The following is a 23,111-nucleotide window of genomic DNA, read 5'->3' as shown; positions in this document are numbered from 1 at the left end:
GATCTACTGATCGCCGCGCCAGGCATGGATTGTGGTGGGTGCCGACCGTTGGTCGGCACGCAGGCGCGACCCCGGTCATGACCCCAATCCATCGGCACGGTATCCTGCACGACGGAATCGAGTTCAGAGGTAGTCCATGGCGGGAGCCAAGCGCGGGTGTCTGTTCGTGGTAACGCTGGTGGTGGTGCTGGCCGCCGTCGTGGCCGGCGCGGGCGCGTGGTTCTTCTACCAGCAGACCCGGTTCGCCGATGCCCCGATCACCCCGACCGCCGAGAGCGTGGTCATCGCCAGCGGCGATGGCATGAACAGCGTGCTGCGCAAGCTGCGCGATGCCGGCGTGGACGAGGGCCAGGACACCCAGTGGCAACTGCTGGCGCGCCAGCTCGATGCGGCCGGCAAGCTGAAGGTGGGCGAGTACGCGCTCAGTGGCGAGCTGACCCCGCGCGAGCTGTTGCTGCGCATGCGCGCCGGCAAGGTGTTGCAGCACCGCGTCACCATTGTCGAGGGCTGGAACATCCGCCAGCTGCGTGCTGCACTCAAGCGCGCCGAGCCGCTGCTGCACACCACCGATACCCTGGATGACGCCGCGTTGATGCAGCGCCTCGGCTTCGGTGGCCAGCACCCGGAAGGCCGCTTCCTGCCGGAGACCTACGTCTACCAGCGCGGCGACAGTGATCTGGACGTGCTCAAGCGCGCCCACGCCGCAATGGAAAAGGCGCTGGACGAAGCCTGGGAAAGCCGCGCGCCGGACCTGCCGATCAACACGCCCTACGAACTGCTGACGCTGGCGTCGATCATCGAGAAGGAAACCGCGCTGGCCAGCGAGCGCCCGCAGATCGCCGGCGTGTTCATGCGCCGCCTGAAGATCGGCATGCGCCTGCAGACCGACCCGACCGTGATCTACGGCATCGGTGCCGCGTATGACGGCAACATCCGCCGCCGCGACCTGACCACCGATACGCCGTACAACACCTATACCCGTGCGGGCCTGACCCCGACCCCGATCGCCATGCCCAGTCGCGACGCGCTGATGGCCGCCGCGCAGCCGGCCGCCGGCGACGCGCTGTACTTCGTCGCCGTGGGCGACGGCAGCGGCGCTCACGTGTTCTCGCCCAGCCTGGAGCAGCACAACGCCGCCGTAGCCCGCTACCTGCAGCAGCTGCGCCAGCAACGTACCCAGGAGATCCCGGCGCAATGAGTCCCGCGCTGCTTCGTCACCCGCGTTTCGTCAGCCTGGAAGGCGGCGAGGGCGCGGGGAAGACCACCGCCATCAATGCCATCCGTGACTGCCTGCGCAGCCACGGCCACGAGGTGGTGCTGACCCGCGAGCCGGGCGGTACGCCACTGGCCGAGCGCATCCGCGGCCTGGTGCTGAAGCCTGATGCCGAGATCGCTGCCGAGCCGCTCAGCGCCGAAGCCGAGTTGCTGCTGGTGTTCGCCGCACGCGCCCAGCATGTGCGCCAGGTGATCCGGCCGGCGCTGCAGCGCGGTGCCTACGTGCTGAGCGATCGCTTCACCGATTCCAGCTACGCCTACCAGGGCGGCGGCCGTGGCCTGGATCCGCAGTGGATTGCCGACCTGGAGCGCCGCGCGGTCGGCCTGCTGCCGGGCCTGACCCTGCTGCTGGATGTGGATGTGGCGGTGGGCCGCGCCCGCGCGAATGGCCGTGACCTGTGGCCGGACCGCATCGAGAGCGAGCAGGACGATTTCTTCCAGCGCGTGCGCGCCGTGTTCCGCAGCCGCGCACAGCAGGACCCGCAGCGCTTCGCGCTGATCGACGCCGGCCAGGTGCAGGAACGCGTGGCCGCCGATGTGGTCGCACGTATCGAGCGTTGGCTGCAGGACGGGGAGGGCGCATGAGCACGTTTTCGCCGTGGCAGCAGCGCGCGTTCGACCAGACCGTGGCCGCGCTCGACGCCGGTCGCCTCGGTCATGGCCTGCTGATCTGCGGCCCGGTCGGGCTGGGCAAGCGCGAGGTGGCGCTGGCGCTGGCCGACCACGTGCTGGCGCAGGGTGATGCAACGCACGCCACGCGCACGCGCCAGCTGATCGCCGCCGGCACCCATCCGGACCTGCAGCTGGTCAGCTTCATTCCGAACAAGAGCGGCGACAAGCTGCGTACCGAGATCGTCATCGAGCAGGTGCGCGAGATCACCGAAAAGCTGGCGCTGACCCCGCAGTACGGCGTGGCGCAGGTCGTGATCGTCGATCCGGCCGATGCGATCAACCGTTCGGCCGCCAACGCGCTGCTGAAGACGCTTGAGGAGCCGCAGCCCGGCCGCTATCTGTGGCTGGTCAGCAGCGATCCGGCACGCCTGCCGCAGACCATCCGCAGCCGTTGCCAGCGACTGGAATTCAAGCTGCCGCCGCAGCACGAAGCACTGGCCTGGCTGCAGCAGCTGGGCCACAGTGAAGCATCGGTGCGCGAAGCGCTGGAGGCCGCCCGCGGCCATCCCGGCCAGGCCGACAACTGGCTGCGCGAAGACGGCCTGAGCCTGCGCCGCGAAGTCGGTCGAGATCTGGAACAGCTGGCCGCCGGCAAGACCGGCGCGGTGGAGCTGGCGCAGAAGTGGTGCGGTGATGACAACGCGTCGCTGCGCCTGCGCTTTGCCGCCGACCTGGCGCTGGCCCAGGCCAGCACCGATGCCTTGACCACGCCGGAGCGATTGCACAAGCTTGCAGCCTGGTTCGATGCGGCCAACCGCACCCGCGACCTGCTGCGCACCACGGTGCGTGCAGACCTTGCGGTGGTCGAGCTGCTGCTGGCCTGGAACAAGGTGAACGAGCGGCCTGCCGCAAGGGGAAATCGATGAGTGCCAGCAACGCCCGCCAGGGCATCCTGTCCCTGGCTGTGAAGGACAAGGCCGCGCTGTACAGCGCGTACATGCCGTTCGTGAAGAATGGCGGCATCTTCGTGCCCACACCCAAGCGCTATTTCCTGGGCGACGAAGTGTTCCTGCTGCTGACCCTGCCCGATTCCAGCGAGCGCCTGCCGGTGGCCGGCAAGGTGATCTGGGTGACCCCGGCTGGCGCGCAGGGCAACCGCACCGCCGGCATCGGCGTGCAGCTGGCCGACGGCGCCGAAGGCGAGGGCGTGCGCCACAAGATCGAGACCCTGCTGGCCGGGCTTACCAGCTCGGACAAGCCGACCCATACGATGTGATTCCGGTAGCGCCGGGCTGGGCTCGGCTGCATGCCCCGAAACGCCTGTGAACCCGCTGTTCTGTAGAGCCGAGCCATGCTCGGCTGCGCACCCCGAAAACACCCGTGAACACGAATGTGAAAAAGTGTTGACGGCCTCTGAAAAGCCCCTATAATGAGCGGCTCAGCAACACACCGGGCGGTTAGCTCAGCGGTAGAGCATTGCCTTCACACGGCAAGGGTCACAGGTTCGATCCCTGTACCGCCCACCATATAAAGCCCTGATTTTTAAGGGTTAACGTCAAAGCCGGCCTTGAGCCGGCTTTTTCGTAACTGCGGGGTAACAGCAGCCCACGTGTCTGTTGACGGCGTGTATGAGTACTGGGGATCGTCATCCCTTACTAGGGTGAGTTCTTGAGTAAACTCTAAGCTCATTCAAAAGAGGTATTCCTATGTCCAGTTCTGTTAAGGCCGACGTGGAACTCGCAAAGCAGTTGTTCGTGGCGATGGTTGGCGAAGAGTTTGGCGACAAAACCAGTAACCCGCATTACGAATCCATCGCATCGAGGGCCTTCACTGCTGCGGAAGCTTTCGCCAAGGTTGAAAAAGAGCGCCGCCCAGCGTTCAACGTGCAGGGGGCGGTCGGCGGCTAGCCTGAGTTTCTCAGCGCGTTGAGGGTAGGCCTCAGCGCTCTGCTGGAGGTGGTTCCCGAAGTCTTGCTGCTGGCCGCCTCGATCTGCTCCCCGCCAGCGCACGACATGGTGGGGCAGTGCCGATTTCCTCAGCCAGCTCGGCACGCTGGCGGTGGTCGGGTTCCAATGCCGCCCATGCGGCCCGAACCACCCCAACCCACATGGGCTATGCCAATCGCTTTACGTAGAGCAGCAGCTCTCGATTCTGATACCGAATGTTCTGTGCGCTGATGATCCCGTAGGGCTCGCCGCGGATCATTACGCGGTGCAGTTGGTTCACGTCTGCTCGCCAGCGCATTGTCACCTTGGCTGTCAGCTCCGAATGCTCGGCCTGTGCTGCGATGAACTCGCGCCCCACCAGTGGCTCCACCTTGGCGAACGTCTCAGCAAACGTGGACCACACCTCGCGGTCGCCACCCAGTGGGTCACGGATGCGCGTCACCTTTTGAATCTGGACGCGGGTGTTCAATTCTTGGGCAGCGTAGGTCATATGAAGCGCAGTCCTCGGGATTGGTAGGGATCGGGCGCGGGCGGCTGCACCGTCTGCGCCGCGCCAAGGGCCATTGCCAGGGCCACCATGCCGTCGATGCGCCCGGTGGCGCGCCCCTTGTCTAGCTTTCGATTGCCGGCGGGATCGCGGACGGTCATCGCGTTGGCGGCGCACAGCTGCAAGACGGGGTGCATGCCGTGGGCCAGCCGGCTGTTGAGCAACTCCGCCTCCAGTGTGTCCAGGGCGGGGGCCATATCCTTGAAGCCCTGCCCGAACGGCACCAGCGGCAGCTGGATGCCCAGCCGGTCCAGTTCGCCTTTCATCACGTCCATGCGCCAGCGGTCGAAGGCGATGGCTTCCACGTCCAGGTCGGAGAGCAGGTCGACAATGTCGGTGGCCACGTGCGCGTAGTCCACGGATGCGCCTGGCGTGGTGCGCAGCAGCCCTTGCCTGGCCCACACGTCATACGGCGCGCGGTCGCGGCGCACGCGCTCGCCCAAGCCCACCTGCGGCGTCCAGAAGTAGGGCTGCACCTGCCATACCCCCTCCACCTGGCCCACCAGCACCAGCGCCGTGAGGTCGTTGCGGGCGGACAGGTCAAGGCCACCGAATACGGGGCCGTCGAACGGCACTGGCTCTGCGCCGTTGGCCTTCCACACGCCCGGCGAAACGAACGGGGCATCGGTGGTCACGCGCTGGTTGAGCAGCAGATTGCGCGCGGTGTTTTCCATGCTGGGCATGCGCGCGGCCTGTTTCATCTGCTCGGCCAGGTCGGTCCGGCTGCGGAACAGGCCCAAGGCCGGGTTTGCAGCGGTCCACGCTTCCTCATCGTCCAGCGCGCAGCCCTCGGGGGCGGCGTAGAGGTGGCAGACGATGCAGGGGTCATTTGACGCTTGCGCGTCGTCCAGCCAGACGCTGAGCAGGTCGGCGTCGGTGGCGGCCTGCGTGGAGATGACCAGCAGCAGCGGCTCGGCGTGCGCGCCCTGGCTGGTCACGATGGCGTCCACGAAATCGGATTGCGGGCCGCGTACCTGGCCAACTTCATCGAGGATCGCCAGCACCGGGGAGAGGCCGTGCGCCGTCTTGCCATCGGCGGCCATCGCCTTGAACTCGGTGTTCATGGGCAGACCGAGCAGGCGCTTGCCCGATGGCACGATGCGCACCAGCTTGGACAGGGTGGGGGAGAGCTGCACCATCTTGGCCGCGAGGTTGAACACCAGGGCGGCCTGGTCACGGCTCATGGCTCCCGACACCAACTGCGCGTTGAGCTTGGCCTCTGGCCCCACCAGGTGGGCTAGCAGCAGGCCGGCAATGAGGCCGGTCTTGCCGTTCTTGCGTGCGATCGACAGATAGGCGCGGCGCGTGCCGGCGGGGTTGTCGTAGGTGGCGCGAATGAACTCTTTCTGGAACTCGGCCAGCACCATCGGGCGGCCCACCTGCGCGCCGTCCGGCGTAAGGCAGTACCGCTCGATGAACTCGATGACGCGGCCGGCGCGGCTCACTTCACCACCCGCAGCATCGGGATCAACGGATCTGCGTCCTGCTCGGCATCACGCTCCAGCGCCAGGGCATTGCCAGCATCACGGCTGCGGCCCTCGGTGGCCTCGGGATGGACGTGCAGCAGCCTCGACAGGGCGATAGCGCGGCGGCCTGCTGTATCCAACAGGCGGTGCGCCGCGTGCGGCTTGCCGTCCTCGCGCACGTCGCCCTGCAGGCGGATCACAGCGCGCAGGCGGGCCATGTCGTCGTGGAGCATTGCCAGCTCGGCGGCGTTGGCCAGGTCCAGGTCATTCCAGCGGTTGCGCGGACGGTTGCGCATGATGGCCTGCCAGTAAGGCATGGCCGAGTCGGGGAATGCGATGTGGGCGGGCGGCTCCAGCGCACCAAGCGCAGCATTCTGCGCTGCTTGCACAGCGGCAGTGTTGCTATCGGAGCGTTGCTTTCGCTTCTTCATTGCCGGGCGTTTCAGTGGTGCGCGCAATCTTTGGACTTATCGATAATTCAAAGGGGGGTGGTCGGTCTTGGACGGCTCATCTCCCAGCGATTTTTGTTTCACGCTTTGGCGTTCCACGGGTGGCGTGGGTCCATCGGCCAGCCGTCCGCGTCGCATCCGATCACCACCGGCTTGCCGGCGCGCTCACGGGCCGTCTTGTGGGAGTGGCAGGCGTGGCAGAGGCCTTGCAGGTTCACCCGCCTGTTGTCGCTGGGATCGCCGCTGATGTGGTCCACGTCCGTGGCAGGCTCACTGCACATGCGGCACAACGGTTCCTCGGCCAGGATGCGGGCGCGCAGCTTCCTCCAGCGTGTGCTGTTGAGAGGGATGGCGCGCCGTGGGTCGGCATCGCGTCCGGTCGGGTTGGCCTTCTTCTTGGCCTCCAGCGGCGTCGGCGCGTGCGCTATGCCGCGTGCTGCCATCGGGTCGAAGGTGGTTACCTTGCGTGCCTTGCTGGGGTTGTGCACGCGCACGCCAGGCAGACGCGGGAATGGGTTGTGGACGGGTGGGCGCTTAGGCATTGGCGGGGTCCTCAGGTGGTTAGGGGGCGCGGTCAAGTGCGGGCAGGTTCTCCAGTCGGCGCACCTCATCCACGGTCATCCAGCGGTCTTTCAGCGCCTTGCCGTAGAAGTCCGCGCGCGCTTCCGGGTTGCCGCGCAGCAGCCCTTCCACGCTGTGTTCGGCCAGGTAGCGCTTGCGGCCCATCGGCCCGAGTAGCTGCCGGCTAATCTCGGCCTCCCACATGGCCAGCCAGCGCTGCAAGCTGTAGCGCACGAACTGGCTACCCAGCTCGGCGGTGTTGCTGTAGCTGGCGTGGCTAAGGTCCTGCAGCATGGTGGGCGGAACGCGGAACAGGCGCGCTACCTCCACCACGGTGAACTGCTGTGCCGCAATCCACTGCGCATCCTCCAGACTCATTGCCAGCTGCTGGTAGGTGAGGCCGTTCTCCAGCACCGCGGTCTTGCCGATGTTCTCGGTGCCGGAGAATTGGGAGCGCCAGGAATCGCCGATGCGCGTGGCGCTGTTGTCGTCCAGGACGTTCGGCGTTTGCAGCACGCCGGAGAGCCGTGCGCCGTTGCGGAACGTGGCCGCGCCGTGGTCGCGCAGGCTGAGGCCCAGGCCCAGCGTGTCGCGTGCGATGGCAATGCGGGACTTGCCCATGATGCTGCCTGGCTCGGTGCGGTCGGCCAGGTGGAACACCTCATCGTCCAGCAGCCGCACGATTGCCCCGTTGTCCTCGGCGTACTCGTAGCGGTAGCGGCCCGAGGCCAGCTTCACCACGGTGACAGCGCGCGGGTTGATCGGGTGCAGCGCCTTCACGTTGGCCGTGGCGTCGTACTCGATGCGAGCGTAGGCGTTGCCATGCAATAGCACCGCTGCTGTCATCGCCTCGCGGAACGATAAGCCGGACTGATGGGCATTGGGTTGGCGCAGCGCGCGTGCGAGCGGGTGATCGTCCGCGCGCACGCGGTCGCCATCGGCCTTGCGCTGGTAGACGTGCAGCGGCAGGCAGGCGGTGGATTCGGCCAGCGTCTGCACAGCTGCATACACCGCCGCGATGGTCTCTGCGGCCTTGGCGTCCACGAACTGCCCTGATGCGCTGACCGCACCTCCGTTGCGCAGGTGGGCCCAGCTGGGATCAGTCGATGCGTCACGCTTCTCTGCGCGCTTGAACGGCCACAGCCTCATCGGCAGGTCTCCAGCCAGCAGCGCAGCAGGCCAAGGCGGTCACGGTCGCCCGGCTGACGGCTGCGCAGCGACACGGTGGTGGTGGGATAGGCCGCATGCGCCTGCACGATGCTGATTTCGTGCAGCTCTACCTCGTGCAAGGTGCGCAGCTCGCCGGCCCAACTGTCACGCTTGGCGACAAAGCCCATCGAGACGCCACCCAGGTCGCCGCGTAGGGCCAGCGCGCGCAAGTCGTTGCCCGTGGTGGTCTCGGGCAGGGCGATGCGGTACTCCAGCCCTTGGGCGCTCTCTCGCAGCTCCAGCGTGCCGCTACGGGTGCGGCCCAGCATCCGGCCCACGTCATGGTCCACCAGCGCCAGAATGTCGCGGTTCTCGGCCAGCGTGCGTGTGAAAGCACCCGGCGCGATCGCCTCCCGGAAGTCGGCTACCCGTGTCTCAGAACCGAACGGGGCCGCCAACCCGATCAGCTGGCGGCCCTCCACGGTTGCACCGGCAGCGAAGCGGCGCTCCACGTTCATCCTCAGCCCCCGGTCGCCGGCTTGGCCACCACGAACGCCTTGGGATGACGCGCCACCAGGTCACAGGTCATCATCGCGCGGATCAGCACGTTGCCGCGGCGGAATGCCTCGCCTTCGTACGGGTTCACCAGCAGGTCCAGCACGCCCCAGGTGCCCAGGATCAGCTGCGTCCAGTCGCCCAGGATCGCGGTGTTGGCCGGTGCAGCGTTGGAGGTGGCGGCGGCAATCTCGCCGATGCGGTTGGCCGTGGCAATGTACTCGCTGCCGGCAGTGGCCGCCTTGAGCTTCCCACGCAGCGCGCGCAGCACGCTCGGCTTGGTGTACCAGTAGTTCGGAGTAACGTTCACGTCCTCCAGGAGGCCCTCTACGGCCAGCACTTCCTCCCAGGTGGTGGGAACCGTGGCGGTCTGCACGCCGGCCGTGTTGATGATGCCCAGCGGAGCCTTGACGCCATCGCCGGTGATGATGGCCTTGTCCACCTCTGCACCGACAGCGAAGGCCAGGTCGTCGCGCAGCAGTTGCTCGATGCTCGGATTGGACTGCTGCGCCAGCTGACGGGACCACGAAGTGATCGCGCCCACGTGACGCGGCTTGAGGCTGACCGAATCGAAGTCCATCACCGATTCCGGCAGCGCCTCGTTCTCGGCCACCCAGCCCGCCGACAGGCCCGCAGCGAACTTCGGGATTTCCACGTTGCCCGTCAGGCTGGACAGCACACGCACGCCCATCTGACGCACCACCAGCGAATCACGCAGCGCACCGATGTACTGGTCGCCACGGTGATCGGTCGGGATCAGCTCGCCGGCAGTGGTCGTCAGGTTCGGTGCGCGGCGCTCCAGCAGCGACAGCGGCACCAGCACGCCCTGCGCCTTCATGCCGGTGCGGCGCTCGGCCTCGGCGTGATACTCGGCCTCTGCGCCCGTCAGTGCGCGTCCATCGATCTTGGCCTGCACCACGGTGAGCAGCGAGACGCGCTTCTCCAGCTCGGGCAGCGTGTCGCTGCCGCCACTGACCACGGTGCCGGTGCTGCGGCGCTCGGCGTCGTCCAGGAACTGCTGGCGCTGCTCCTGCTCTTCCAGGTCGGTGATTGCGGCCTTGATGGTGTCGAAGGCGGCCGATTCCTCGGCAGTGAGCTGGCGGTTCTCGCGTTGGGCGGTTTCCACCAGCGCGCGGGCCTCGGCTACTTTCGCAGCGCGCGCCTCACGTAGGGCTTTCAGGGTCATGCGGTTCTCCGGAGATTGATGTTTCCGGATAACCATTTACCTGCATGGATTCAGCCGTGCAAACAACCGCGTAGTGAGGATTCAATGGGATTCAGTGGCGTAATTTGTAGCTTCCTGACGATGCCGATTTGCGCAGAGTCCTGGCGGCTTTTCCGTGCGGTCCCGGCGTGGTCGCGTACGGTGCGTTGCAACTGTCTCTCCAGATTTGGCGAGGTGGTGAACGTGGTGCATCGGCTGCAGCGGGCGCATGGGGTGAGCCCGCTGCAGCCCTGCGCAGCGGGCTGCATTCTTTCCTCATGCGTTGCACTGCAGTGCCTGTCACTGTGACTAGTGCTGTGACAGGTAACGGTTTTGGCGTTACCGAGCGCTTTCGCACTGGTGTGTACTCGCCTTGATTTCCCTTGATATCTACACTTACTTCCTTTGAACTCCATTGAGTACCCTTGATATCCCCTTGATACCCTTTGATATCAACACTAGGCGGCCAATCCGCTGAAATCGCCCTCGGCAATTCGGTTGTAGAGCGCTTCATACCTTGCACAGCTTTCTACATGCCGGCCGTACCAAGCCGCCGTCTTAGTCGTCTTGGGGCGATATCTCAGCCGCATGATGCCGACTACTGTTGCTTTGGCCATATGTTCAGGGATGGGCAGCACGAAATCGAAGCGCTGCGCCTCGTAGCTAAATCCTCCAGGGAGTGAGTCTGCTAGGGCTGCGGCGGCATCGGCGGTCCGCTGAGACAGATCATCGCCTTCAAGTTGATGAATCAGCTCGGCGTCCTGATTGTCGCTCTCTACCAGGTAGGTCGCTCGCTCAAGGAGACCCATGCGCTCCATTGAGCGGAGAAATATCCATACAGGATGCTGTGAATCATCCTCCACCTTGGCGTGTTGGAATCGCTTTAGTGGGCCACTCCAGCTGCAGTGATCCACACGCTTGCTTCTGGAGAAGCCAATGATCTCAAAAGGGCCTCGTCCACAAATGCGTTCGCGCACGTCGTATGGTGCTCGGAACAAGCTTCTGGATATCCCGCCGTCTCCCACTAGATCCTGAGCTGCGTAGAGCTCTACAAGCGTTTCCAGATGCTCAACGCTCTGGCCTTCCCGGAGCTTGCGCAATGGCGGTATTTCGCTTGCTGCGCCCGTCACGAACTCATTGGGAAGCCAGATCAGATCTTCCAGGCTATCTGGTTTGGAAAGCTTATAGCGGGGGCGCTTCCCGGACTGTTCCTTGGTTGCAAGCTGCGCTTCGCATAGCGCGGCAATGGCATCATTGCCGCGCCGCCATGCAAGTCCGGTGTACTTGAAAGCGGATTCTGCGCTCCAAGACGTTGTGCAATTGTCCCTGCCAGTACCTCGTGCCATCACAAGAAGCGTAACCGCATGGTTCAGGCCAAGTGAGCAAGCCTTGGTCCATTGTTGTTTTCCAATTGCGAAAAAGCCTCCGTTATTTGCCATTACCTAACTCGTTCGTTTGGATGAACTTAATAGTACCTATTGGAACAGGTATTGCACGCCGTATTTGCAGATTCCCTTTGCAGGAAATCTGAATCAGGTGGCACCTACGGGAGATGCGGTTAGGTCGGCCCGGGAAGAGCTCGCAGCAGGCGTGTCTGGTCGCGTGCGGGCAGGGTCGCCCACAACGGATCGGCGGCATCGGCTGGCCGGGTCAGTGCAACGTGCTTCTCGTCGGCCATTAGCGGGCCTTCTGGCAGCGTCGCGCGGGTGAACGGCGTGCACTCAAACACCACCTTGACGAACGGACCGCGGTTGCAGCGCGTGTGCGGCCGGTGGATGCGCTTCACCCGTATCGCCCGGCACTCGTTACCTGGCCGTCCCCAGTAGATGAAACGGATGCTGGCCGGCGTGACCGCGTTGCGTGGTCCCACTGGCAGTGCGGGCGGGGTGTGGGCATCGTCCGCGCTGGTTGGTTCCGGGCGGCCACTGTCGCCGATAGCCATTAGCTGAGCGCTCATCAGACCCTCCGCGTGGTAGTGGCGTACATCACCATCCCGAGGATCACCAGCAGGTCGGGAGCGACTGCGTAGGCTGCGCCGGGGTTGCTGCGCGTGTAGACGTGCAGTCCGCCGGGGCGGGCCTGGACGAACCGAATGGACTGCTGCCCTGCGATTTCCACCGCATAGCAGGCGTCTCCCGCGAAGTAGTTGCGGCGCAGGTCCACGTGCAACACGTCGCCCGGCTCATACTTCGGGGCATTGTCGTTGTCCTGCACCAGCACCTGGGCCCAGCGCGCGGTGTCAGAGAAGTCCGGTACAGGGGCAGGGACAACCCTGATTGCCGCCGGCAGCGGTTGGTGTACGATAGAACTCATAGTCAGTTCGTTCCTTGGTCGGTTCGGGCTTGGCTTTTGCGGCTCAGGTGGGTACGAACCACCTGGGCCGTTTCTATTTCTGGCATGCGGAGCATTGCTCCTCCTGTCAGTGCCTCTTGGTCGTGGATTTCATGGGGTCCAGCAGGCGTAGAGCGAGCGTCACCCGAGCGTCCTTGGGGGCGCTGATGGGCGTCATCTGCCAGGCGGTGAGCGCGGCCACCACGTCCATCACGAGGCCGGAATCCTCCTCAATCAGCGATTCCAGGTCGCGGCTGGTGTGGGTCTCGATGCACTCGATGCACTCGTGCATCACCTTGCGCACCTGCTCGTCAGTGGCTTGCAGCGTGGTCGGCAGGTACTCCCGCACATAGAGCAGCGGATTTGGGTCACGGTCCATCACGCCCCCCGGATGCCGGCATCGGTGCGGTGCTTCGCCAGCAGAGCGTGAGCGGCCTTGCGGCGGCGCTCGGCGTCGTCGGGCGTGCCGGCCTCAAAGTGCACCGCCGTCAGGGTCAGTGCGGCGGCCAGCACGTCGCCGGGGACTGCGGCCTCTGCCGGCCAGCGGGTGGCTGAGGGTTCGCCACCGAGGTAGCCATCCATTTCGGCCTGTGCACCGCTGATGGCGATGCCGATGGCCGTGTCCAGGTCGCTGTCGATCTGACGCAGGTGGGTCTTGGCCTGCTCAAGGGTCGGGATGCTCACGCGGCCTTACCCTCACGCGATGCCTTCTCCATTGCCTGCTGGCAAGCGGCCAGAGCGCTGTGGCTGCAAAGCCGGCGCTTGCCGTCCTTGTAGGTCTGGAGCAGGCCGGTATTGATGAGCTGGTATCCGCGAGTGCGTGAGACCCCGATCAGCCCGAAGGCTTCTTCGATGGGGTAGGCGAGTTTGAGCGCGGGATCGGTCATGGATGATTCCTCAACTGTTCGGATGAATGCAGCACCGTGCTGCATTGTCAAAATCTAGCACCGTGCTTCATTGACCGCAAGCACCGTGCTGCATCACTATCCGCGCCATGGCCAGAACCGATCCCCAAGTCAACATTCGAATCCCTAGCGCGCTCAAAGAGCGCCTGGAGGACGTGGCTGGAGAATCGGGACGCTCCCTAACGGCTGAGATCGTCCATAGGCTTGAGCTTTCGTTCGAACGCCCTAATCCGGCACCGGGTAGTCTGGGACTGCGAGCAGACTTGGCCGCGAGGAGAGAGATCAATCAGTCAACGGTTGAGATGCTCATGCGGTCGGTCAATCGACTTGACGTGATTCTGCGTGAGGGTGGCTCAGGTCCATACCCAGGCAAAAACGCAGGGAAGTCAGCGCAGCAAGCGCTTCAAGATGCCCAGGAGGCGTTGGAGGTGTTTCGGGGGCAAGTAGAAGCCGCCAACCTCATTCTGTCGGAAATAGCGATTGCGGAAGCGACAGGCGCAGAACTCGAAATTGAGGACGTTCGTCAGTACGCGAAGGATCGTGGTCTGATCTGACCTATAGGAACTGCACCTGCGCCAGCTTGTCGCGCGCCGCGCCCTGCACTAGGTGGCCGTAGTGCTTCTCGATCATCGCCAGCGAAGTGCCGGCCAGCTTCGCCACCGTAAGCAAATCCATGCCGCCCACGATGGCGTCGGTGATCCAGCAGTGGCGCAGCGTGTAGAGCGTCACGCCGGCAGGTAGCCCAGCGCGCGCCGCGGCATCCCGAACATGCTCGCTCCAGTCGGTGGGCGTCCACACCTTCTTCCCGTCCTGGGTGAACAAGTGCGCCTTGGGCAGCTTCCCCTTGGCCAAGCGGTCGAACATCGCGGTGGCAGCGGGGGAGAGCGGAATCTTGCGGTCATGATCCTTGCTGCGGAATCGCACACTGGCCGTGCGGCCGTCATAGTCAGAGCGCAGGCAGAGTCCCGGATCTCCCGGCCTGCAGCCGGTCAGTGCCACGCACTCGATCAGGTCACGCACCGGCCCCTCCGCGGCCTCCAGCAGCGCCCGGCGCTGCTCCCGCTCCAGATACAGGCCACGGCGCTGGCCGGCGTCCTTGAGCGGCTTCACCGCGTTCCATTCAAAGGCCACGTCAGGCGATGCCTTACGGCGCGCTACGGCGTGATTCAGGGCGGCCACCAGCGTCGTGCGAATGCGGTTCACGCTGGACCTGGCCAGGGGCTTCGCCACTGGTGGCCTGCCACGCTTCACTGGCAGCGGCGGCAGGTCGCCTTTCTCCACGCGGTCGCGCCAGGCTTCGATGTGATCCTGGTGTAGGTCCTTCAAGCGCACCTTGCCCAGCTTGTCGCCGTAGAGGCAGCGCTCAAACCGGCGCTTTGCATCATCTGATGCGGTCTTGCGCCCATCCTTCTCCAGGGCGGTCACGTAGTCGCGGCAGGCATCGGCCACCGTGAGTTCGCTCTTGGGGGCAACAACGGATAGCGGCGCACCGTGCTGGTCGGTCTCGGCAAGTACAGCGCGCGCTTTGGCGCGGGCAGCTTCCACCGTGACGCCCGGCCACTTACCCAGCGCGCGGGTGCTGGAGCGGCTCCATTGCACGTTCCAGCTCTTGATTCCGCTCGGCTGCACCCGCAGGTGCAGCTGCGGCACCACGGTATCCCACAGGCGGTAGGGCGCTTCCTCGGGCTTGGTCGATTCAACGACGGTGGCGGTCAATCGCTTGGACTGTTTCATGGGCACGTAACTGCACGGTAACTGCAAAACCCAGTGTGCGGGCAAACTCATCGGTACGCAATGGCACGGCAAATCAAGGGTTTTCGTGCGCTTGCCTTGTGCCGCAAGGGACTTTTCCATCCTTCACACGGCAAGGGTCACAGGTTCGATCCCTGTACCGCCCACCATGTTGCAGAACGAAAAAAGCCTCCAGCAATGGGGGCTTTTTTGTTACCTGCGATCCAGCAGGATCAGCCGAATGCGCGCTCCGTCTCAGCCGTGTTCTTCCAGCGGCGCGCTTGATCTTCGCCGTGCGTCAATCAGGCCGTGCCCGCATCAACGTGCCTTCAGTCACCCGACGCATCGGGCCGATCAACGACGGGGCCGACGAAGTCAATGATTTCTTCGATCTCAATGCCTCGTTGATTAGGTTCATCGTCAGGCCCCAAGCCGCTCTCTGACAGTTCTTCCAGCAACGCATCAATCAGCGACTCGCGATCACGCTCAACGAGGTATCTGACGCCATTCTCGGGTAGGAGCAAATTGTGCTTCGCTGCGATTTCAACCAACAGCGAGCGCAGGCTGGGTGAGATATCCTTCTTCATCTTTACTTTACCTTCGGGTCTCTCAGTCCTTCGCTATTCTTCGGGAAGGCCGTTATGACCTTCCCTTCGCCGTTCAAAACTACTTTCGCATCCTTCCCTGTGTACGCCGTCTTGCCGCCGGCCTGCTCGGCAACCTTCGCGGGTTCTTTCACTGCCGATAGTATGGCCTTTGCAGAGACCCCCCTGCCTCCATCGCGGGAGATTGCCTGATTCAAGCCGTGCTTAGTGTAGCCGGTGATCTTTCCCGCTACTGCGCCAGAAGTGCCCGTGACACCGGCGGCTCCTGCGCCAATCTCTGCCGCAGTGGCTACCGCTCCTGGATTTGCCATTGCGGCCAGACCACCCTCTGCGAGTACTGGAGCCGCCAGAATTGCGGTTAACGCGACACCAATTGCCGGTCCGAGGCTATCGCTTGGATTTCTCGGCGGAGGAGTAATCGGTTGCCCATTCGTGGCGTCGTTGACTACCTTGAAGGCTGCACCACTCTCCCGCCCATCAGGATCCGTGAACTTGTAAGGGTTTCCGTTGGCATATCGATACCGGTTGAACTGTTCAACTGGCTTCTGATAGGCCGTTACCGGGTCTACCGATAGGAAAATCCCCAACTGTGGATCCATGTACCGCTGCTGCATGTAGCTCAGTCCGGTGACCGAGTCGCTCACATGTCCCGTGTATCCCGGTCCGTCTGTGCCTGGCCACCTACCAAGGCCCCATAGGGCTCATAGTCGTAGCGCTTGATCACTTTCCCATTGGCATCTGTTTCGGCGACGACGGAGCCAAGGGCGTCAGTGTGGATGTAAGTGACTGTTTCCTGGCCTGCGGCGATGGCAGATGGTAATAGGCCAAGGCCGAATGGCAGCGCAAAGCACAACCAGGTGCCTATGGCAGCCAACTGGCGGAATTGAGATTCAAATCTCCTGAAGCGCGAAATTGCACCACCTGCAGCATCCCTGCACCTACGCATTCTTCGCATCCCCGGAAACGCCTTCGAGTAAGGCTTGACCGGATATTACGATCATGAAGCTTGTTGGTCGATGCGGGCCACGCAGGGGAGGGGGCGGAAAGTCCTGCTCTACAGCGGTCCCAGCCATTCTCTGAGCTCACTGCTGGCCTTCATTTACTCAGGGGTTTTCTTCTGTGAATGGGAACAGGCCTTGTCTCAGGCGTGTTCGTCCAATAGCTCGCGCGCGATCATCGCCGTGGCATCCAGCAGGTCATGGCCGCTACCCGCCTGCACCACCACTGCAAGCAGACCACGGCCCACCTCGGCATTGCCGCTGGTCAGCTCCATCTCGCCCTCAAAGCACAGATCGGCCAACCATTCATGGGCCTGCTGCAGCCCGCGCTTGCGGACGCGGCGGAACTCCGCGAGCAGCTTCGCCTGGCCGGCTTCCTGCTCACCGTCGGCCAGCAGGCCGATGGCACCGCCGTGCGCCGCGCGCCAGAGGGCCGGTAGCGGGCGACCGTTCGCGTCCACCACGTCCGGCGAGAACTGCGCGCAGTACATTTCGTAGCGCTTGCCCGCTGTGCTGCGGGCCACGATGCCGGCCTCGGCCAGCAGGCGTTCGGCTTCATCCAGTGTGCTGAACTTCAAGCGCAGCAGTGCAGGGCGGCTCAGCTGTTGTGCCAGCGCGTGCTGGTTGGCAGCGAACCAGACGTTCCAGCCCACGGTTGCGCGGCCTTCCAGTGCGGCCTTGAAGTATTCCAGGTGTTCGGCGTCCATTGCGGTCTCCTGCGCTCGCTGCGCGATTGTAGCGGGAGCGTATCCGGGCCGCTCAGGCGTCGCCGCCGGAGAGGCAATGATGTGCCTCGCGCACCAGTTGTCGTGCGGCCACGATCAGTCCGTCGACATGGAAGGCACCCAACTGTTCGTCCGGGCCGCCTTCGTTGCGCGCATGGTCGGCGGCCTGCAGCAGATCGAGCAATGCGCCGAGCCCAGATAGCGAGCGGCGCAACGAAGCGTGATTGCTGGCGCCGAGGGTGAGGCTGATGCACGGCTGTCCGTCATCGCCGTCAGCATGGTTGATCGCATTGAGACGGGCGAAGAAAGTGGGCAGCTGCGCGGGCAAATTCTGCGCGTTCAGGGCGCACTCGATCTCGCGTGCGAGGTCTTCGGGCACATCGGCGGCGACGTCGCCGATAAGGGTGTACAGGCGGGGATGGACGGCGGTGCGGTTGGTCATGGCGAAACCCTCACTGGCGTAGGGCCACCTTCCGGAGTGAAGGTGGCGGACGGTGCGGGTTGGCGTACCGGGGCAAACACAACGGAGTGAGAAATCACCCGGCGGATCGAGTGATCCCCACACACCGCCCGCCATTGAGGGCAGTTGGTGCATTCTTGCGGCTACGCACTGCTGCGCAACCTATCCGTTCGGTTTGCTTTTTCGAGACGCCAATCCCGTCCAAGGCGTCTTGCCTCGGCGCGGCGATCTTCAAGCCGGGCAATCACATCGGTCTGTAAGGAAAATTCTCAACTGTCCCTAGGCAGGCCAGACGTTTCCCGAGGTGTGCCGTTCGACACGCGCGAGTAGTGCGGCCCATCACTGATGGCGCACATCGCCGCCCCTGCCGACCGTGCACATGACGACTCCGGAGGGATGCCGCCACGGCAATCGCGTCACCCCGCGCGGCGGAGGCGGGACCATGCCACGCATGGAGCCAGAGGGTTCCATCCCTGCGCTGTCCCGCCGCCCCGGGCAGGCGTAGTCTCAGCCTGTCGTCGTACCCATCCACTCTGGAGTGCCACCATGCCGCTCACCCGCATCGATCTTCGCAAAGGCAAATCCGCCGACTACCTGCAACGCGTCGGCGAAACCATCTACCAGGCCATGCGCGCGGTGGGGGTGCCGGAAAACGATCGCTTCCAGATCTTCCAGGAACACGCGCCCGGCACGCTGATCTACGATCCCGGCTACCTGGGCGTGGATCGCACCGACGACTTCATCTGCATCCAGATCACCTGGAACGAAGGGCGCACGCTCGAGCAGAAAAAGGCGTTGTACGCCGGCATCGCCGATGGACTGCATGCGGCGGTGGGCATCCGCCGCGAGGATGTGTTCATCAATCTGGTGGAAGTGAAGAAGGAGAACTGGTCGTTCGGGAACGGTCAGGCGCAGTACGTGAGTTGATGCGGGAACGGTGCCTGCGCCTGATGCGGCTGGGTCAGGCCATGCGCGGCGACGCCTGCTGTTGTGCCTGTTGCTCGTCCTGCGCCAGCCGGCTTGCGTCGCGGGATTGCTGCTGCACATTGGCCTGCTGATACAGCGTATCCGCGTCGCCCTGCTGCGTATCGAGCAGGGACAGGCGCTGGCGATTGGCGGCAGGGTCCGGCGAGGCGGTGTCGCCGCTGCGATGCAGGAATACGTAGCCGGGTGCCTCGGCGGTGCTGTTTGAACTGAATGCCACCTGCAGCGTGTCCTTTTCGCTGAAGCCGGCCTGCACCGCCGCGTGGGTCAGATGGCCGGCCAGTCGTTCGTGCTCCTGGCCGGGGGGCAGTCCCTGCTGTTCGCTGGCCTGGGCGAGTGCGGTACGCACTTTCTGGTCCAAGGCATGAAGGCTGTGCCCCGGTGCGCGCGCGTCCGCAGCCAGACGCTCGCTCAAGGGGCCATCAATGCCATCGGTTTCGCTGAGCAGACGCTGCTTCAAGCTGCGCTCGGGCAGGGGATGAGTGGTGGTGCGGTTGAGTTCGCTGTTGGGGAAAGGGGGCTCAATGCTGTCCACGCCATGGATGTTGCGCAGCGGACGATAGCCGTCCTTGCCCTATGACTGGACGCCCAGCGGAATGCGGACATCGGGCAGCAACTGGCCGACGGGGCCGCCGATGCTGTTCACGTCCAGGCTGTGCTTGCGCTGGATGCCGGAATGATTCAATGCGCCCCAGGTGAAGTCCACGCAGTTGTGGCGCACGTCGGCGTAGTGCTTGCTGAAGCCGTACTTCACCGGATCGTCGCCGAACGCCTTGAGCTTGTTGTACTGGGCTTCGGTGATTTCCAGAGAGCGCGTGTAATGTGGGTTCTTGTAGGTCTTTGCATCGCTGTCCACGATGTCGCCCGGTCCGTTCATGCTGCCGTGCTTGATCGGTGCAAAGCCGTAGCTCGCCGGATCTTTTCCCGGTGCTCGCAGGACGTAGAACATGTGACCGGGCCCGGATGTCTGCGGGGAACCATCCGGATTGCTCAGCGGCTGCTGCGTTACGGGGTCGAGAAGCGGTGTACCCGGTGCCGCAATGACGATATCGACGATGTAGCGTGGCTTGTCCATGTGCGTGGTGTTCCTCCTGGAAGGTGTACGAAGGCGCTGTGCTACTTGGCGAGCGGACGCGATTCGTGAATCAGCATCCTGGCGCTTGCGCCACGAAGTGGTGCGATGTCTTCAACCGTGCTGACCTGGACCCGATACCGGCCATGCGCCTGCAACGGCAGCAACGCGACATGCAATCGGTATGCGCCATCGCTGCCCCGTTGGATCTGGGCGTAGTTCAGACCCTTACCGCGGTGCCAGTCTGGCAGTGGCTGGCCAGATTGCGACTGTGCGATCTGATACGCGTCGGGGCTTGCCAGCGGCTGCCAAGTGCCGCCGGACCATTGCTGAAGTCCAACGCGTAAAGGAATGTGCAGGTCGCGCGGAGAAGCAGCATCTGGCGATGGGGAGACGTGCTGCAGATCCAGTTCCACCGCATAAGTGCGGTAGCTGGCAAAATTGCGCGCCGTGGTTTCGAACTCGAACTGCACCTGCTGGCCGGTCGCGTCCACGGCGATGGGCTGTGAGAGTTCCAGCGGCTCTGGCGGTGGGGGCGGCCCCTTGTCGGCGCAGGCAGCAAGCAGCGCGGTCAGGCCGAGCAGGCTGATGCGCTGCCGGTGTGTGATGCGGGTGGTCATGCAGATTCCTCTGGCTCCTTGCCGTGGCCAATTGAACCCTAACGTTGGCGAGGCAGAGCCCGCAAGCGCAGGGACCGCGGTGTGGTGCATTCACATGTCGACGCGCGAGGCGAGCTCCTGCGTCACCGTGTCGCAGGGGGCAAACCCTGAACGGGGTCCAAGGTTGGCCATGGCCCCGTAGAATGGCGACGTGCGCCGTTCTGTTCTCCACCGCCGGTTCCAGGCCCTGGCATGGCTTGCCATGCTGCTGGTGCTGCTTGCCCCGCTGGTGAGCCGCTGGCTGGCGCATGGTCACGTGGCTGCCGCTGCGCCGGTGGCGGCCATGGACCACGCAATGCAGGCAGAACATGCGCAGCACGCGTTGGAAGGGCACCACGACCATCACGCGATGGCGATGCCGCACGGCGAGACCGCAAAGAAGCCGCCCGCCGATCCGCATGCCGATCATGAGATGGGCGTGGATTGTGATTACTGCCTGATTGCAGCGCGGTTGATCACGCTGTTGGTGGCGGCAGTGCTGCTGTTGGCGCCGATGGCACCGGTGTGCCGCGCGCTGCGCGGTGCGGTGCAGACGTTGCCGCAACGGATCAGCGGCACATTGGGAGCGCGTGGGCCACCGGCCTTGATGGCCGTCTGAGCCGCACGCGCGTTGCACTGCTCGTTCTTCCATGAGGTTGCCGGCCACGGCCGGTGCCCGCACGCGCGTGTCTGTCCCTTTCTGATTGCTGCCCTGCCATCGCGGGGTGGCCTTGCATGCCGTGAACAAATGAAAACGAACCCCAACTCCGCGCGCCTGCGACGGGCGACGCTGCCTGTCCTGTGCGCGTTGCTCCTGCATGCTGCGCCCCTGCTTGCCGCCGACGCGGCACCCCCGACCACGCTGGAGACCGTGCGCGTGGTCGATGCCCGCAGCGGTGAGCTGTCGTCCACCGCCAGCGCCGGCTCTGCGTTGGGTCTGAGCGTGCTGCAGACGCCGGCCAGCCTGACGGTGATTTCGCGCGAACAGCTGGAACAGCGCGGCGACAGCAACCTCAACGATGCGATCAGCCGGGCGGGTGCGATCAGTGCCATGCCGCACCCGGGCAACGGCTTGAGCGCGCTTTCCAGCCGTGGCTTCACCGACGGTGCTTCGGTGATGCGGCTGTACGGCGGGCTGCGCCAGTACGGCGGCGTGGGCATCACCTTCCCGTTCGATACCTGGTCGATCGAGCGCATCGAAGTACTGCGCGGGCCGGCCTCGGTCATCCACGGCGACGGTGCGATCGGCGGGGTGATCAACATCGTGCCGAAGAAGCCCACGCGCGGCGCCATCGAAAACGAGATCAGCGTAACCGTGGGCAGCGAGGACACCGCGCGCCTGGGCTTCGGCAGCGGTGGCGCGCTGTCGCCCGAGCTGGCCTACCGGCTGGATGTGAGTGGCAACTACAGCGGTGGCTGGGTTGATCGTGGGCGCAACAGCGACGCGACATTCTCCGGTGCGTTGCTGTGGCAGCCACGTGCGGACCTGCAGCTGACCTTCACCCACGCGCAGGGCCATCAGAAGCCGATGCGCTACTTCGGCACGCCGCTGGTGGAGGGACGCCAGTTGGACGCGCTGCGCCATCGCAACTACAACGTGGACGACAGCGAGATCCGCTACCGCGACCGCTGGACCCAGCTCGATGCGCTGTGGACGCCAAACGCAAGCGTCGAATGGCGCACGCGCCTCTACCAGATCGACAGCCAGCGCGATTGGCGCAACGCCGAGGCCTATGTCTACAACCCGCGCACCGGCCTGATCGATCGCTCGGGCAACACCCAGATCACCCACAACCAGGACCAGACCGGGCTGACCTCGACGCTGCGCGTGCAGGGCAATGTGGGCGGTAGGGCGAACAGCTTCGCGGTGGGCCTGGACGCCAACCGCGCGCACTTCAAGCACACCAACAACACCTATGCCGGCAGCTCGGGCCCGGTCGATCCGTTCCAGCCGGTGCCGGGCCAGTTTGCCAGCGACGCGCCGAACCTGCCGCGCTATCGCAACCGCGCCGAGCAGTACGCGCTGTTCGTGGAGGACCGGCTGGCGTTGAGCGAACGCTGGTCGGTACTGGGTGGGCTGCGCCACGACCGCGCGCGCATCGATCGCACCGATCTGATCAGTGGCCAGAACGCGTTCTCGAAGACCTACAGCAGCACCGGCTGGCGTGCAGGTACCGTATTCGCGCTGCAGCCGGCGCTGAGCCTCTACGCGCAGTACTCACAGGCGGCGGACCCGGTCAGTGGACTGCTGATGATCAGCCCAGCCAACGGTGCCTTCGATCTGGCCAAGGGCCGGCAGATCGAGGTGGGCCTGAAGCAGGCCTTCGACGGTGGCGAGTGGACGCTGGCGGCGTACTGCATCCGCAAGACCGGGCTGCTCAGCCGCGATCCGCTGGTGCCGGATCGCCGGGTACAGGTGGGCGCGCAGACGTCGCGCGGCATCGAAGCGTCGTTGAACTGGGCGTTCGCGCCACGCTGGTCGCTCGATGCCAATGCCACGGTGCTGAAGGCCGAGTTCGAGGACTTCCTGGAAACCACAGGTTCACCCGCGATGGTGGTGGCGCGCGATGGCAACGTGCCGCCTAACGTGGCCGAGCGCCTGGCCAGTGCGTGGCTCAGCTGGCAGTTCGCACCGGAGTGGAGTGCGGCGGGGGGCGTGCGTTACGTCGGCAAGCGCTACGCCGACAACGCCAACACATTGGAGCTGCCCGGCTACAGCACCACCGACCTGGCGCTGACCTGGCAGGCGGCACCGCGCACGCGGGTGAGCGCGCGCCTGTTCAACGTGTTCGACAAGGCGTACTACGCGACGGCGTACTACACCAGCACACAGTGGTTGCTGGGTGCGGACCGCCGCGTCGAGTTCACGCTCGACCACCGCTTCTGAGGACGCCGGCG

General features: G+C 64.7%; 30 protein-coding genes and 1 tRNA gene. 10 read left to right on the top strand and 21 right to left on the bottom strand.

Annotated features, from left to right (window positions below):
* Positions 1-136 precede the first annotated feature (136 nt).
* From mltG to R5H29_RS16430, 6 genes are all read left to right on the top strand, one after another.
* Entirely contained in the window at positions 137-1,198 is a 1,062-nt protein-coding gene (gene mltG, locus R5H29_RS16455) for an endolytic transglycosylase MltG (protein WP_019659494.1), read from the top strand.
* Positions 1,195-1,860 carry a dTMP kinase gene (gene tmk, locus R5H29_RS16450; RefSeq protein ID WP_019659493.1) on the top strand — a complete coding sequence of 222 codons (666 nt, stop codon included), beginning with the start codon at positions 1,195-1,197 and terminating at the stop codon, positions 1,858-1,860. The genes mltG and tmk overlap by 4 nt, the downstream gene beginning before the upstream one ends.
* Positions 1,857-2,813 (top strand): DNA polymerase III subunit delta', encoded by a 957-nt coding sequence (locus tag R5H29_RS16445; RefSeq protein WP_332329484.1) that lies wholly within the window; start codon positions 1,857-1,859, stop codon positions 2,811-2,813. The genes tmk and R5H29_RS16445 overlap by 4 nt, the downstream gene beginning before the upstream one ends.
* A complete protein-coding gene (locus R5H29_RS16440; protein ID WP_004146965.1) occupies positions 2,810-3,163 on the top strand; it encodes a PilZ domain-containing protein in 354 nt (117 codons plus the stop codon). The genes R5H29_RS16445 and R5H29_RS16440 overlap by 4 nt, the downstream gene beginning before the upstream one ends.
* Positions 3,164-3,338: 175 nt before the next feature.
* Positions 3,339-3,413 (top strand) — tRNA-Val (locus R5H29_RS16435).
* Between the two features lie 180 nt (positions 3,414-3,593).
* Positions 3,594-3,794 carry a hypothetical protein gene (locus R5H29_RS16430; RefSeq protein ID WP_332329483.1) on the top strand — a complete coding sequence of 67 codons (201 nt, stop codon included), beginning with the start codon at positions 3,594-3,596 and terminating at the stop codon, positions 3,792-3,794.
* 205 nt (positions 3,795-3,999) lie between these two features.
* On the opposite strand, the gene R5H29_RS16425 is transcribed toward R5H29_RS16430, so the two are convergent.
* From R5H29_RS16425 to R5H29_RS16365, 13 genes are all read right to left on the bottom strand, one after another.
* Positions 4,000-4,323 (bottom strand): phage head closure protein, encoded by a 324-nt coding sequence (locus R5H29_RS16425; protein ID WP_332329482.1) that lies wholly within the window; start codon positions 4,321-4,323, stop codon positions 4,000-4,002.
* Positions 4,320-5,825, bottom strand: a complete 1,506-nt coding sequence (locus tag R5H29_RS16420; RefSeq protein ID WP_332329481.1) for a terminase TerL endonuclease subunit — start codon at positions 5,823-5,825, stop codon at positions 4,320-4,322. The genes R5H29_RS16425 and R5H29_RS16420 overlap by 4 nt, the downstream gene beginning before the upstream one ends.
* Positions 5,822-6,163 (bottom strand): hypothetical protein, encoded by a 342-nt coding sequence (locus R5H29_RS16415; protein ID WP_332329480.1) that lies wholly within the window; start codon positions 6,161-6,163, stop codon positions 5,822-5,824. Before R5H29_RS16415 ends, R5H29_RS16420 begins: the two co-directional genes overlap by 4 nt.
* A gap of 212 nt (positions 6,164-6,375) precedes the next feature.
* On the bottom strand, positions 6,376-6,783 hold the full coding sequence (locus R5H29_RS16410; protein WP_332329479.1) for an HNH endonuclease signature motif containing protein: 408 nt from the start codon (positions 6,781-6,783) through the stop codon (positions 6,376-6,378).
* Positions 6,784-6,856: 73 nt separating this feature from the next.
* A complete protein-coding gene (locus R5H29_RS16405) occupies positions 6,857-8,005 on the bottom strand; it encodes a phage portal protein (protein WP_332329478.1) in 1,149 nt (382 codons plus the stop codon).
* The gene (locus tag R5H29_RS16400; RefSeq protein WP_332329477.1) at positions 8,002-8,523 is read right to left on the bottom strand and encodes an HK97 family phage prohead protease; all 522 of its coding nucleotides are present in this window, start codon (positions 8,521-8,523) and stop codon (positions 8,002-8,004) included. The genes R5H29_RS16405 and R5H29_RS16400 overlap by 4 nt, the downstream gene beginning before the upstream one ends.
* Before the next feature lie 2 nt (positions 8,524-8,525).
* Entirely contained in the window at positions 8,526-9,746 is a 1,221-nt protein-coding gene (locus tag R5H29_RS16395) for a phage major capsid protein (RefSeq protein WP_332329476.1), read from the bottom strand.
* A 476-nt stretch (positions 9,747-10,222) separates the two neighbouring features.
* On the bottom strand, positions 10,223-11,203 hold the full coding sequence (locus tag R5H29_RS16390; RefSeq protein ID WP_146110196.1) for a hypothetical protein: 981 nt from the start codon (positions 11,201-11,203) through the stop codon (positions 10,223-10,225).
* 119 nt (positions 11,204-11,322) lie between these two features.
* Positions 11,323-11,721, bottom strand: a complete 399-nt coding sequence (locus R5H29_RS16385; protein WP_197655857.1) for a hypothetical protein — start codon at positions 11,719-11,721, stop codon at positions 11,323-11,325.
* Positions 11,721-12,077, bottom strand: coding sequence for a hypothetical protein (locus tag R5H29_RS16380; protein WP_332329475.1), 357 nt, complete (start codon positions 12,075-12,077; stop codon positions 11,721-11,723). The genes R5H29_RS16385 and R5H29_RS16380 overlap by 1 nt, the downstream gene beginning before the upstream one ends.
* A gap of 106 nt (positions 12,078-12,183) precedes the next feature.
* Complete coding sequence (locus R5H29_RS16375) at positions 12,184-12,474, bottom strand: hypothetical protein (protein WP_332329474.1); 291 nt, start codon at positions 12,472-12,474, stop codon at positions 12,184-12,186.
* A complete protein-coding gene (locus R5H29_RS16370; RefSeq protein ID WP_164221333.1) occupies positions 12,474-12,779 on the bottom strand; it encodes a head-tail connector protein in 306 nt (101 codons plus the stop codon). Before R5H29_RS16370 ends, R5H29_RS16375 begins: the two co-directional genes overlap by 1 nt.
* A complete protein-coding gene (locus R5H29_RS16365) occupies positions 12,776-12,982 on the bottom strand; it encodes a DNA-binding protein (RefSeq protein WP_180838191.1) in 207 nt (68 codons plus the stop codon). The genes R5H29_RS16370 and R5H29_RS16365 overlap by 4 nt, the downstream gene beginning before the upstream one ends.
* Before the next feature lie 107 nt (positions 12,983-13,089).
* Between R5H29_RS16365 and R5H29_RS16360 the strand changes: the two genes are divergently transcribed.
* Entirely contained in the window at positions 13,090-13,554 is a 465-nt protein-coding gene (locus R5H29_RS16360) for an Arc family DNA-binding protein (RefSeq protein WP_332329473.1), read from the top strand.
* A gap of 1 nt (position 13,555) precedes the next feature.
* Here R5H29_RS16360 and R5H29_RS16355 read toward each other — a convergent pair whose 3' ends face one another.
* The 5 genes from R5H29_RS16355 to R5H29_RS16335 all read right to left on the bottom strand — a co-directional run bounded on the left by R5H29_RS16355 (position 13,556) and on the right by R5H29_RS16335 (position 17,501).
* Complete coding sequence (locus R5H29_RS16355) at positions 13,556-14,854, bottom strand: integrase family protein (RefSeq protein WP_332329472.1); 1,299 nt, start codon at positions 14,852-14,854, stop codon at positions 13,556-13,558.
* Between the two features lie 206 nt (positions 14,855-15,060).
* Positions 15,061-15,318 carry a hypothetical protein gene (locus R5H29_RS16350; RefSeq protein WP_021202623.1) on the bottom strand — a complete coding sequence of 86 codons (258 nt, stop codon included), beginning with the start codon at positions 15,316-15,318 and terminating at the stop codon, positions 15,061-15,063.
* Positions 15,319-15,320: 2 nt separating this feature from the next.
* A complete protein-coding gene (locus R5H29_RS16345; RefSeq protein WP_229301596.1) occupies positions 15,321-15,980 on the bottom strand; it encodes an RHS repeat-associated core domain-containing protein in 660 nt (219 codons plus the stop codon).
* Between the two features lie 497 nt (positions 15,981-16,477).
* A complete protein-coding gene (locus R5H29_RS16340) occupies positions 16,478-17,041 on the bottom strand; it encodes a hypothetical protein (protein WP_155029045.1) in 564 nt (187 codons plus the stop codon).
* A gap of 52 nt (positions 17,042-17,093) precedes the next feature.
* Entirely contained in the window at positions 17,094-17,501 is a 408-nt protein-coding gene (locus R5H29_RS16335; protein ID WP_111098580.1) for a hypothetical protein, read from the bottom strand.
* A 564-nt stretch (positions 17,502-18,065) separates the two neighbouring features.
* Between R5H29_RS16335 and R5H29_RS16330 the strand changes: the two genes are divergently transcribed.
* Positions 18,066-18,446, top strand: coding sequence for a tautomerase family protein (locus R5H29_RS16330; protein WP_332329471.1), 381 nt, complete (start codon positions 18,066-18,068; stop codon positions 18,444-18,446).
* 34 nt (positions 18,447-18,480) lie between these two features.
* Here the strand turns inward: R5H29_RS16330 and R5H29_RS16325 are convergent, their stop codons facing one another.
* The 3 genes from R5H29_RS16325 to R5H29_RS16315 form a co-directional block, all read right to left on the bottom strand.
* Positions 18,481-18,963, bottom strand: coding sequence for an XVIPCD domain-containing protein (locus R5H29_RS16325; protein WP_227844768.1), 483 nt, complete (start codon positions 18,961-18,963; stop codon positions 18,481-18,483).
* 114 nt (positions 18,964-19,077) lie between these two features.
* Complete coding sequence (locus R5H29_RS16320; protein WP_227844769.1) at positions 19,078-19,578, bottom strand: hypothetical protein; 501 nt, start codon at positions 19,576-19,578, stop codon at positions 19,078-19,080.
* A 41-nt stretch (positions 19,579-19,619) separates the two neighbouring features.
* Positions 19,620-20,195: a hypothetical protein gene (locus R5H29_RS16315; protein WP_155029046.1), complete on the bottom strand. Its 576-nt coding sequence runs from the start codon at positions 20,193-20,195 to the stop codon at positions 19,620-19,622.
* Between the two features lie 241 nt (positions 20,196-20,436).
* On the opposite strand from R5H29_RS16315, the gene R5H29_RS16310 reads away from it, so the two are divergent.
* Complete coding sequence (locus R5H29_RS16310; protein WP_134730261.1) at positions 20,437-20,832, top strand: DUF2946 family protein; 396 nt, start codon at positions 20,437-20,439, stop codon at positions 20,830-20,832.
* A gap of 129 nt (positions 20,833-20,961) precedes the next feature.
* Positions 20,962-23,100, top strand: a complete 2,139-nt coding sequence (locus R5H29_RS16305) for a TonB-dependent siderophore receptor (RefSeq protein WP_195763056.1) — start codon at positions 20,962-20,964, stop codon at positions 23,098-23,100.
* The last annotated feature ends 11 nt before the right edge of the window (positions 23,101-23,111 follow it).

The sequence above is a fragment of the Stenotrophomonas sp. A3_2 genome (genome assembly GCF_036624925.1).
Classification (GTDB): Bacteria; Pseudomonadota; Gammaproteobacteria; order Xanthomonadales; family Xanthomonadaceae; genus Stenotrophomonas; species Stenotrophomonas hibiscicola.
The sequence above is the reverse complement of the archived record's forward strand: the minus strand, read 5'-3'. Positions and strand labels throughout refer to the sequence as shown.

What these genes read in the sequence shown, in the direction of transcription:
- mltG (WP_019659494.1), top strand. Translation starts at nt 137, where the DNA reads ATGGCGGGAGCCAAGCGCGGGTGTCTGTTCGTGGTAACGCTGGTGGTG.
- tmk (WP_019659493.1), top strand. Translation starts at nt 1,195, where the DNA reads ATGAGTCCCGCGCTGCTTCGTCACCCGCGTTTCGTCAGCCTGGAAGGC.
- R5H29_RS16445 (WP_332329484.1), top strand. Translation starts at nt 1,857, where the DNA reads ATGAGCACGTTTTCGCCGTGGCAGCAGCGCGCGTTCGACCAGACCGTG.
- R5H29_RS16440 (WP_004146965.1), top strand. Translation starts at nt 2,810, where the DNA reads ATGAGTGCCAGCAACGCCCGCCAGGGCATCCTGTCCCTGGCTGTGAAG.
- R5H29_RS16430 (WP_332329483.1), top strand. Translation starts at nt 3,594, where the DNA reads ATGTCCAGTTCTGTTAAGGCCGACGTGGAACTCGCAAAGCAGTTGTTC.
- R5H29_RS16425 (WP_332329482.1), bottom strand. Translation starts at nt 4,323, where the DNA reads ATGACCTACGCTGCCCAAGAATTGAACACCCGCGTCCAGATTCAAAAG.
- R5H29_RS16415 (WP_332329480.1), bottom strand. Translation starts at nt 6,163, where the DNA reads ATGCCTTACTGGCAGGCCATCATGCGCAACCGTCCGCGCAACCGCTGG.
- R5H29_RS16405 (WP_332329478.1), bottom strand. Translation starts at nt 8,005, where the DNA reads ATGAGGCTGTGGCCGTTCAAGCGCGCAGAGAAGCGTGACGCATCGACT.
- R5H29_RS16400 (WP_332329477.1), bottom strand. Translation starts at nt 8,523, where the DNA reads ATGAACGTGGAGCGCCGCTTCGCTGCCGGTGCAACCGTGGAGGGCCGC.
- R5H29_RS16395 (WP_332329476.1), bottom strand. Translation starts at nt 9,746, where the DNA reads ATGACCCTGAAAGCCCTACGTGAGGCGCGCGCTGCGAAAGTAGCCGAG.
- R5H29_RS16390 (WP_146110196.1), bottom strand. Translation starts at nt 11,203, where the DNA reads ATGGCAAATAACGGAGGCTTTTTCGCAATTGGAAAACAACAATGGACC.
- R5H29_RS16385 (WP_197655857.1), bottom strand. Translation starts at nt 11,721, where the DNA reads ATGAGCGCTCAGCTAATGGCTATCGGCGACAGTGGCCGCCCGGAACCA.
- R5H29_RS16380 (WP_332329475.1), bottom strand. Translation starts at nt 12,077, where the DNA reads ATGAGTTCTATCGTACACCAACCGCTGCCGGCGGCAATCAGGGTTGTC.
- R5H29_RS16375 (WP_332329474.1), bottom strand. Translation starts at nt 12,474, where the DNA reads ATGGACCGTGACCCAAATCCGCTGCTCTATGTGCGGGAGTACCTGCCG.
- R5H29_RS16365 (WP_180838191.1), bottom strand. Translation starts at nt 12,982, where the DNA reads ATGACCGATCCCGCGCTCAAACTCGCCTACCCCATCGAAGAAGCCTTC.
- R5H29_RS16360 (WP_332329473.1), top strand. Translation starts at nt 13,090, where the DNA reads ATGGCCAGAACCGATCCCCAAGTCAACATTCGAATCCCTAGCGCGCTC.
- R5H29_RS16355 (WP_332329472.1), bottom strand. Translation starts at nt 14,854, where the DNA reads ATGGAAAAGTCCCTTGCGGCACAAGGCAAGCGCACGAAAACCCTTGAT.
- R5H29_RS16350 (WP_021202623.1), bottom strand. Translation starts at nt 15,318, where the DNA reads ATGAAGAAGGATATCTCACCCAGCCTGCGCTCGCTGTTGGTTGAAATC.
- R5H29_RS16340 (WP_155029045.1), bottom strand. Translation starts at nt 17,041, where the DNA reads ATGGACGCCGAACACCTGGAATACTTCAAGGCCGCACTGGAAGGCCGC.
- R5H29_RS16335 (WP_111098580.1), bottom strand. Translation starts at nt 17,501, where the DNA reads ATGACCAACCGCACCGCCGTCCATCCCCGCCTGTACACCCTTATCGGC.
- R5H29_RS16330 (WP_332329471.1), top strand. Translation starts at nt 18,066, where the DNA reads ATGCCGCTCACCCGCATCGATCTTCGCAAAGGCAAATCCGCCGACTAC.
- R5H29_RS16320 (WP_227844769.1), bottom strand. Translation starts at nt 19,578, where the DNA reads ATGGACAAGCCACGCTACATCGTCGATATCGTCATTGCGGCACCGGGT.
- R5H29_RS16315 (WP_155029046.1), bottom strand. Translation starts at nt 20,195, where the DNA reads ATGACCACCCGCATCACACACCGGCAGCGCATCAGCCTGCTCGGCCTG.
- R5H29_RS16310 (WP_134730261.1), top strand. Translation starts at nt 20,437, where the DNA reads ATGCTGCTGGTGCTGCTTGCCCCGCTGGTGAGCCGCTGGCTGGCGCAT.
- R5H29_RS16305 (WP_195763056.1), top strand. Translation starts at nt 20,962, where the DNA reads ATGAAAACGAACCCCAACTCCGCGCGCCTGCGACGGGCGACGCTGCCT.